The sequence below is a fragment of the Myxococcus sp. AM009 genome (genome assembly GCF_013372605.1).
GTDB classification, from domain to species: domain Bacteria; phylum Myxococcota; class Myxococcia; order Myxococcales; family Myxococcaceae; genus Myxococcus; species Myxococcus vastator.
In genome coordinates this window covers 1-7,865 of the sequence record NZ_JABXEP010000243.1, presented here as the reverse complement: position 1 = coordinate 7,865, position 7,865 = coordinate 1, and the positions used below count along the sequence as shown (strand labels likewise).

At 68.2% G+C, this 7,865-nt stretch carries 6 protein-coding genes and 1 rRNA gene; 3 read left to right on the top strand and 4 right to left on the bottom strand.

From position 1 onward, the window contains the following. The 3 genes from HV824_RS33695 to HV824_RS33685 all read left to right on the top strand — a co-directional run. Nucleotides 1-520 (top strand): hypothetical protein (locus HV824_RS33695; RefSeq protein WP_217917972.1); only part of this gene is annotated, 520 nt, incomplete at its 5' end. Nucleotides 521-603: 83 nt separating this feature from the next. After that, nucleotides 604-909, top strand: a complete 306-nt coding sequence (locus HV824_RS33690) for a hypothetical protein (protein WP_176420634.1) — start codon at nucleotides 604-606, stop codon at nucleotides 907-909. Nucleotides 910-991: 82 nt separating this feature from the next. Beyond that, nucleotides 992-1,489 carry a hypothetical protein gene (locus tag HV824_RS33685; protein WP_176420614.1) on the top strand — a complete coding sequence of 166 codons (498 nt, stop codon included), beginning with the start codon at nucleotides 992-994 and terminating at the stop codon, nucleotides 1,487-1,489. A 53-nt stretch (nucleotides 1,490-1,542) separates the two neighbouring features. Here the strand turns inward: HV824_RS33685 and HV824_RS33680 are convergent, their stop codons facing one another. From HV824_RS33680 to rrf, 4 genes are all read right to left on the bottom strand, one after another. Next, on the bottom strand, nucleotides 1,543-2,787 hold the full coding sequence (locus HV824_RS33680) for a KamA family radical SAM protein (protein WP_176420613.1): 1,245 nt from the start codon (nucleotides 2,785-2,787) through the stop codon (nucleotides 1,543-1,545). Continuing rightward, complete coding sequence (locus HV824_RS33675; protein ID WP_176420612.1) at nucleotides 2,787-4,157, bottom strand: KamA family radical SAM protein; 1,371 nt, start codon at nucleotides 4,155-4,157, stop codon at nucleotides 2,787-2,789. The genes HV824_RS33680 and HV824_RS33675 overlap by 1 nt, the downstream gene beginning before the upstream one ends. Before the next feature lie 97 nt (nucleotides 4,158-4,254). Then, the gene (locus HV824_RS33670; protein WP_176425096.1) at nucleotides 4,255-7,026 is read right to left on the bottom strand and encodes a serine/threonine-protein kinase; all 2,772 of its coding nucleotides are present in this window, start codon (nucleotides 7,024-7,026) and stop codon (nucleotides 4,255-4,257) included. 724 nt (nucleotides 7,027-7,750) lie between these two features. Then, nucleotides 7,751-7,865 (bottom strand): 5S ribosomal RNA (gene rrf / locus HV824_RS33665); the annotation flags it as partial.

The following is a 7,865-nucleotide window of genomic DNA, read 5'->3' as shown; positions in this document are numbered from 1 at the left end:
CCCCACGACGTTCATCACCGCCCTGCGCGAGCTGGAGCCCCGCCCCGCCGCGATGCTCAGCCTCCGGTTGGTGGAGGGCCGCTCGCGGGAAGCCTGCGCGGCGCACTACGGCATCCCCGCCCAGGCCTTCTCCGTGCTGCTGCTGCGGGCCGCCATCGCCCTGGCCCTGCACCGGGGTGCTCCCGCCCGCGAGCCCGCCAGTGAGGACGAGGAAGCCGCCTGGGCACGGATGCTCTCGGATGCGCTGGAGCGCGAGGACGCGAGGTTCCCCGCCGCGCTGGCGCCGGTGGTGGAGACGTGCCGAGCGCTCCAGACGCTGGCGTCCCAGGTCGCCACGGGCCTGGAGGCCGCGGAGCGGGAGGCCCGCGCGTCGCCCCAGCGTCGCCGCGAGGAGTGGCTGCGGCGGCTCGCGGTGGCGTTGCTGCTGGCGATGACGGCCTGGCTGTACCTGTCGAAGCCCGAAGGCCCTTCGGCGCCTCGCCAACGTCCACCGGTGCACACCGCGCCAGCCCGTCGCTGAGGGAACGACACCGCGGGCCCACGCCGCTGGACGCCAGGGGCCGCGGCCACATAAGGGGAGCGGCCATGCGCGCCCTTCCACGGATGCTGCTGGCCTGCGTGCTGCTCACGGCCTGTGCGAAGCAGGTGGACTCGCGCGTCGCGGGCACCGACGACGCGGCCATCGACTCGCTGTCCCTGCGGCTCGAGGAGCTCCGGACGCGCGACGACCTGGACGACGCGACGTGCGCGGACCGCTGCTCGGTGGGAACGCAGAGTTGCGAGCTGGCGGAGTCGCTGTGCGCGCTCGTGGAGCGCCATCCCGAGCGATACGACCTCCCGCCCCGCTGTGCCCAAGGCCAGGAGCAGTGCGCCCTGGCCCGGAATCACTGCGCGCGGTGCGGCCCCTGAGAGGCACGGCACGGGTGCACAGAAGCAGTCTCCGTGTTTAGACTGCGACGGTTCCCGCTGTCCTGAACGAGGTCCTCCCGCCATGTCCCCCCGCTCTGCCCTGCTTCTGGTCGCCTCGTGGCTCGTCATTCCTGGACAGGCCCTTGCCGCCGACAGCGCGGAGCTGACTCCGGAGAAGGTGGCGGAGATTCGCCGCGACGAGGCCCAGGCCCTGTCCCAGGTCGACGCGGAGTACGGCAACCGCAAGTCGTCGGAGATGAGCACCGCGGAGCGCCGGGAGGCCATCGACAAGCAGCAGGCCGCCTCCGCGTCGGTGCTGGAGAAGCACGGCGTGTCGGCCAAGGACTTCGCCCGCTTCGAGGCGCGCATGTCGCCGGCGGACAACGCGCGCGCGAAGGCGGAGGAGCAGCGCCTGGCGGAGGCCGCCAAGGCCGCGAAGCAGCCCGCGCCCGCGGCGGCCACGGAAGAGGTCCACATCCAGCAGGGCTTCAGTAACCAGGACCCGGTGGAGCTGGAGGCCACGGAGGGCGCGGAGCCGTCCATCGACGTGGGCGTGCCCCAGGGCGCCGAAGCGCGGTAGCAGACCTCTCTTGACCGGAGGGAGCGCGGGGGAACCCCCGCCGCGCCCACTGCTCAGCCCTTGCGGTAGCCGTACCGGGGAGCCCGCTCCCGCCACACGCCATCATACGGGCAGGTGCAGTCCGTCTCCTCGGGCTCCGGGTACGTGAAGCGCTCGCCCTTGTAGTTGCGGAACACCGTCTCCTGCGCGCCGTACTCGACCGCGTAGTCGGGCTGGAGCGTCACCTTCCCACCGCCCCCCGGCAGGTCCACCGCCAGGTGCGGCACGGCGAGGCCGGTGGTGTAGCCTCGGAGCTGCTGGATGATTTCCAGCCCCTTGGCGATGGGCGTGCGCAGGTGCTCGCAGCCTTCGGCCACGTCCATCTGGTGCAGGTAGTAGGGCCGTACGCGGCTGCGCAGCAGCAGGTGCGACAGCTCCTTGATGATGCGCGCGTCGGAGTTGAGCTGCCGCATCAGCACGGCCTGGTTCTCCACCGGCACGCCGTGGTCCACCAGCCGCTCGCAGGCCTCGCGTGCCTCGGGCGTCACTTCCTTTGGATGATTGAAGTGCGTGACGACGAAGACGGGCGCGTAGCGCCGGAGCGTCCGCGCCAGGGAATCGGTGACGCGCATGGGCAGACACACGGGGACGCGCGTGCCGATGCGAATCATCTCGACGTGGGGAATCTCGCTGAGCGGCGCGAGCAACTCCTCCAGGCGCGAGTCACTGAGCATGAACGGGTCCCCACCCGAGATGAGGACGTCGCGGACCTCGGGATGGCGCCGGACATAATCCACGCCGCGGCGGAGCTGTTCCTTGGAGAGCTCCGCCACCCCGCCCTGCGTGATGCGGCGCCGCGTGCAGTGACGGCAATAGACGGAGCACGTATCCAGCGCGAGGAAGAGCACCCGGTCCGGATACTTGTGGACGATGCACTCCTCCGGGCGCGTCTTGTCCTCACCCAGCGGGTCCGCGAGCTCGCCCGGACGGATGCGCGCCTCGGCACGCACCGGGATGGACTGCATGCGCACCGGGCAGAACGGATGCTCCGGGTCGACGAGGGACAGGTAGTACGGACTGATGCCGATGCGGAACAGCGCGGACGTCTCCTGCACGCCCGCGCGCTCATTGGAGGTCAGCGGCACGCACCGCTCCAACTGCTCCAGGCCGCGCACCGCATGCCGCTGCTGCCAACGCCAGTCCGCCCACTCCGCGTCCGTGGCGTTGGGGAACAGCCGTTTGCGCCCTTCGGCGCTGAGCGACGCGCGAGCGGTCGCCGGCTCCGGCGGGAGACCCGCCGGAAGCACTGAGGTATCCATTACGCCGCCTTCTGCTGCTCCCGCCACCAGGCCTGACCCGCCTCGGACAGCTGGTCAATGGGGTCGAAGTATTCGTACTTCCGGCTGAGCGCGTCCGCATCGTTCATTTCGATGCCAGTCCGGTAGTTCTTGGTCCAGTACGAGATGCCGCGCTCGCGGTCATACTCCGCCACCTGGTGCACCCAGCGCTTCCCGACGAAGGGCACGTCACAGACGATGCGCGGCGTGGCGAAGCCCGGCATGTAGCCCATGATGTCGTGCTGCAGCCGCTGCGCCTGAGCCACCGACAGCCGCCAATGCTCGCTGTTGGGGATCATGTCGCACATGTAGAAGTAGTACGGCAGGATCTTCGCGTGGTCGAGCAGCGTGAAGCACAGGTCCAGCAGCGCCTGCGGGCTGTCGTTCACACCGCGCAGCAGCACACCCTGGTTGCGCACGTCACGGAAGCCCATGTCCAAGAGCTTGCGCACGGCCTTGCCCACCAGCGGGGTGAGCTGCTGCGCGTGATTGACGTGCGTGTGCAGCGCCAGGTCCACGCCGCGCTCGACGGCCTTCTTCGCCAGCCGGTCCATCCCCTGGAGGACGGAGTCCTGGAGGAAGTGCTGCGGGATGGCCATCAGCCCCTTGCTGGCCAGGCGGATGTCCCGGATGTTCGGGATGTCCATCAGCGAGCTGACGAACGGCTCGAGCTGCTGGATGGGCAGGTTCGCGATGTCGCCACCCGACACCACCACGTCGCGCACCGTCGGCGTGCGACGCAGGTAGTCGAGCATCTGCGCGTAGCGGTCCTTGGGCCCGATGCCAAACTTGTGTTTGCTGACCTGCGGCACGTCATTGCCCACCAGGTCCATGCGCGTGCAGTGACCACAGTACTGCGGGCAGGTCGGCAGCATCTCCGCCAGCACCTTGGTGGGGTACCGGTGCGTCAGGCCTTCCACCACCCACATGTCCTGCTCGTGAAGACTGTCACGGCTGGCCTTGGGATGATTGGTCCACTCGGTGAGGCGGTCCGCGTAGGCCGGCAGCATGTAGCGACGCACCGGGTCACGCCACAGGTCCTCGAGGTTCATGGTGTTGAGCATCTGCGGAGGCACGAGCAGCGACATGGTCGCCCGCTCGCGCTGGTCGCGCTCCATGCTCTCAGCCAGGTCATCCGGGAGCAGTGCTCCCAGCGTCGCCTTGAGTTCCTTGAGGTTCTTGACGGTGTGCTTGCGCTGCCAGACGGAGTTCTCCCAGTCGGCGGCGGACACGTCCTTGAAGCCAGGAATCCGTCGCCAGTCGGGCTCGATGAACTCCCGGCGGTGAGGATACGTAAAAGGCTGTTCAGCGGGGCCAGCCTCAGGCTTGCCCCGGATGGGCGTCGTTTGCATGGCGCATCACCTCTCAATTGCTCGCGGGCGAGGCGTCATAGCGCGCCCATGCCCCACTTCGGTCAACAATCGAAGGGGGCATCGGATGCCCGCCTTCTCACTCAATGGGAACGTTGACCAGCTTGGCAACACTGCCTTCCGTGATGTCGACCACCACGGGCTTGGTCGTCTTACCGTTGAGCTTGAACGAAATCTTCCGCTTGCCCACTGGTAGCATCAACGGACTGCCCAGTGTCACCGGCGTCTGGCGATTCGTCTTCTTCCCGTCGACGTAGATGTCAGCGCCAGCCGGCTTTGTGCTGCAGGCGAACTTACCCATCACCTTGGGGGCCCTTGGCGCCCTGGGGGCAGGCGGCGCCCTGGGAGGCGCCTTGGGCGGCGGCCTGACGTTGACCACGGGCTGCGGCTCCTTCGTCATTTCGAACGCGACCGTGACCTCCTGGCTGCTGCCGTCGGCCTTGAACTCACCGGAGTACGGCTCGTAGCCCGCGAGCTTCGCGGTGAACGAGTAGGTCTTCCCCACCTCCAGATTCGCCATGCGCGCGTCTGGAACCTGCCCCAGGCGCTCGCCATTCACGGCGATCTCCGCGCCGTCATCACCCTTGAAGACAGCGGCGACCTGAACGGGCGCGGCAGGCGGCGTCTGCCCATCGTCGACAGGCGCGTTCTCAGGCGCGTCGTCGCCGCCCGGCTCTGTCGTGCCCGCGGCAATGACGACGCCCGTGTTCGTCGGCGGCGTCTCGGGTGGCTTGTTCTCGGGCGGCGGGGCCGCCTGCGGATCAGCCTCCAGCGGGAGCGAAACGACGATTCTGCTTCCCGCGACGACGTCCACCGTCTTGGCCGAATTCTGCTGACCGGGAGCACTCGCGGTGACCCGGTACTGCCCCGCCGGGAGCGCCAGCAGCGTGTTGAGTTGGACCTCCTGGCCATTCAGCTGGATGCGGGCGGAGGGGTTGGACGGGGACACCATGAAGGTGACCTCGCCCGTGGAGGGCCTGGTGGCCATCACCACGCCGACGACGAGCAACAGCACGATGGCCGCCGCGGCAGCGAACAGCACCGGCTTCGGCAGCGTCTTGAGGTTGAGCGCGGGCTTCCCCTTGGCGGGAACCTTCGTCTTCGCCTTCGCGGGCGCAGCGGCCTTCGCGGACGGAGGCGCCTCTTCCGCGGGAAGGGGAACCGAGCCCGTCACCTCTTCCTCGGGCTCGTTCAGGTCGTCGTGCGCGTGACCCTCGTCACCGTAGTCGTCCTGGTCGTCGTAGCCGGCGCCGCTGTCTTCCTCGGGCGGCTGCTCGTAGTCAGAGGGCTCCTCCTCGGGCTCGGGAGCGCGCTTTCCGCCCCGGCCGCGGCCGGACACGGGCGCTGGCCTGCTGCCCGTCTCTTCGTCCAGCGAGGGCGACGAGCCGCGCGAGCGCGTGGGCGGCGCGGATGGCGCGGGGCCAATCATCGTGGCGCCGGAGTAGGCCTCGCCCTCCTCGTTGCTGATGACGACCTGCGCCTTGGGACCACTCTTGCCCTTGCGCGAGGACGTATCAGGCGCGGGAGCGCGCAGCGAGTTGAAGGAGCCGGACGTCCCGTGGTCTTGAATGGGGTTCTCCGTCCGGCCCGTGATGCTGTCGTCCACCACGACGCTGCTGTCGGCGACGCGCGTTTCGGGGGACATGAACGTATGCGAGGAGTCGACAATCTGCGTCTTGTCGCCCGCGCCGACGCCCATCTCCTCGAGTTCCTCGGCGGTGGGGGGCGGGATGTAGTCCTGGACCGGCTGCGCTGGCGAGGTGGACGCACGGCCCGCGGGCGTTCCCGTCACCACCACGGCTGGAGGGGGCGCACGCCGCGCCGCCTGCCGGTTGTACCCGGGGGCCACTGTGATGCCCGAGGTTTCGATCTGGTCGGGGCGCTCGATACCGGCATAGCGCTCCATCTTCTCCGCCTCGCGGAGCATGTCCTCGGCGAAGGCCTCCTTCATGTAGCCGGAGAGGTGCTTGGACGAGTAGATGGCGTCACCGGCCAGGAGGAACCGCATCAGGTCCTCGGCCATGTCGGACGCCCACTGGTAGCGGTCCTCGGGCTCGCGCGTGAGTGCCTTGAGGACCACCTTCTCCAGGCCCTGCGGGATGCTCGGGTTGAACTCGCTGGGGAGCGGAACCTCCGCGTTGCGCACCTTCTCCAGGGTGGAGAAGTCCGACTCGCCGACGAAGAGCTTTTCGCCCGTGAGCATCTCGTACAGCAGCACGCCCACGGCGAAGATGTCGCTGCGCCGGTCGATGGGCATCCCCCGGACCTGCTCCGGGCTCATGTACCCGAACTTGCCCTTGAGGATGCCCGCCTGCGTCTTCTGGGAGCGGTTCGCCGCCTTGGCGATACCGAAGTCGATGACCTTGACCTCACCCTCATAGGAAATGAGGATGTTCTGAGGCGACACGTCGCGGTGGATGATGTGGAGGTCCTGCCCGCGGGCGTCCTTCTTCCGGTGCGCGTAGTCCAGGCCGTCGCAGATCTTGGAGACGATGAACACCGCTTGGGCGGTGGGCATGATCTCCTTACGCCGCCGGTAGCGCTCCAACATGGTCCGAACGTCGCGTCCGGCGACGTACTCCATGGCGATGAAGTAGGTGTCGTCGTACTTCCCGAGCTCGTTGATGTGCACGACGTTGGCGTGGTTCAGCTGAACGCTGATCCGCGCCTCGTCGATGAACATCGTGATGAACTCTTCGTCCTCCGCCATGGTGGGGAGGATCTTCTTGATGGCCAGGATGCGCTCGAAGCCCTCGACGCCGAAGGCCTTCGCGATGAACACCTCCGCCATGCCGCCGACGTTGATGCGCTCGAGGAGCAGGTACTTCCCAAAGAGGGTCGGCTTCTTCATCTCGTGGAGCGGCCCAGCACCGGGAGGCGCGCACCGCGACAGGCGGTGCGCAGACCGGGCGGAAACCTGGACTCTAGTCGCAGCGCGGACGGCGAGTCAAACATGCATAGCAGCCTGAAACCCCAACGAATCCGGTAGCTTGAGTCCTCCAAGCACCATCCGGACCTCGCCACGGAAGCGTCATGTTCCACGACGCGCGGCGGCAGGCGTGCAGAGGGGGCCTCAGAGGTCCGTTGGAGCGCGGTCACAGGTAGGCGCATGTCGCCTACACTAGCAGAACAGCGCGTCCCTTGCTTGGGGCATCCGAGCGGAATGCTCCGCGCTCCGGCGCCAGCGGGACCGAGGGCTCCCGCCACCTGACTTCGACGGGCGCGCATCCTTCCCAGCTGAGCGTTCACCGGGCGCACGAGGCGCCTCCCATCGGCGTGCACGGACAGTCCGGCGGCGCGCGCGACGCGCCCTTCCCCGCCGCTGGCACCTCCGTCACCGAGACCTCTGGAACCAGCGCCAGGCCCTAGGAGTGCAAACGGGCTTCGCACGCCGAGCCGTCCCAGCGCGGGGGGACGAATGGAAGACCTTTGACGCAAGGCCCGACCAGCGGGCGTCCACATCCGAGGGGTGCCCACCAGGAACCTGCCGCTGCAGTGACGCGCGAAACCCAAGCGGCCCAAAAACAGAAAACCCCCGGTGTCCACGAGGGACACCGGGGGGTTTCTCAAAAAGAATCCGGCAGCGACCTACTCTCCCGCGCGGTTTCCCGCGAAGTACCATCGGCTCTGGAGGGCTTAACTTCCGTGTTCGGGATGGGAACGGGTGGAACCCCTCCGACATAGCCACCG

Bases quoted from the DNA above. Each gene is read 5' to 3' on its own strand.
- HV824_RS33670 (WP_176425096.1), bottom strand. From the start codon at position 7,026: ATGAAGAAGCCGACCCTCTTTGGGAAGTACCTGCTCCTCGAGCGCATC.
- HV824_RS33675 (WP_176420612.1), bottom strand. From the start codon at position 4,157: ATGCAAACGACGCCCATCCGGGGCAAGCCTGAGGCTGGCCCCGCTGAA.
- HV824_RS33690 (WP_176420634.1), top strand. From the start codon at position 604: ATGCTGCTGGCCTGCGTGCTGCTCACGGCCTGTGCGAAGCAGGTGGAC.
- HV824_RS33685 (WP_176420614.1), top strand. From the start codon at position 992: ATGTCCCCCCGCTCTGCCCTGCTTCTGGTCGCCTCGTGGCTCGTCATT.
- HV824_RS33680 (WP_176420613.1), bottom strand. From the start codon at position 2,787: ATGGATACCTCAGTGCTTCCGGCGGGTCTCCCGCCGGAGCCGGCGACC.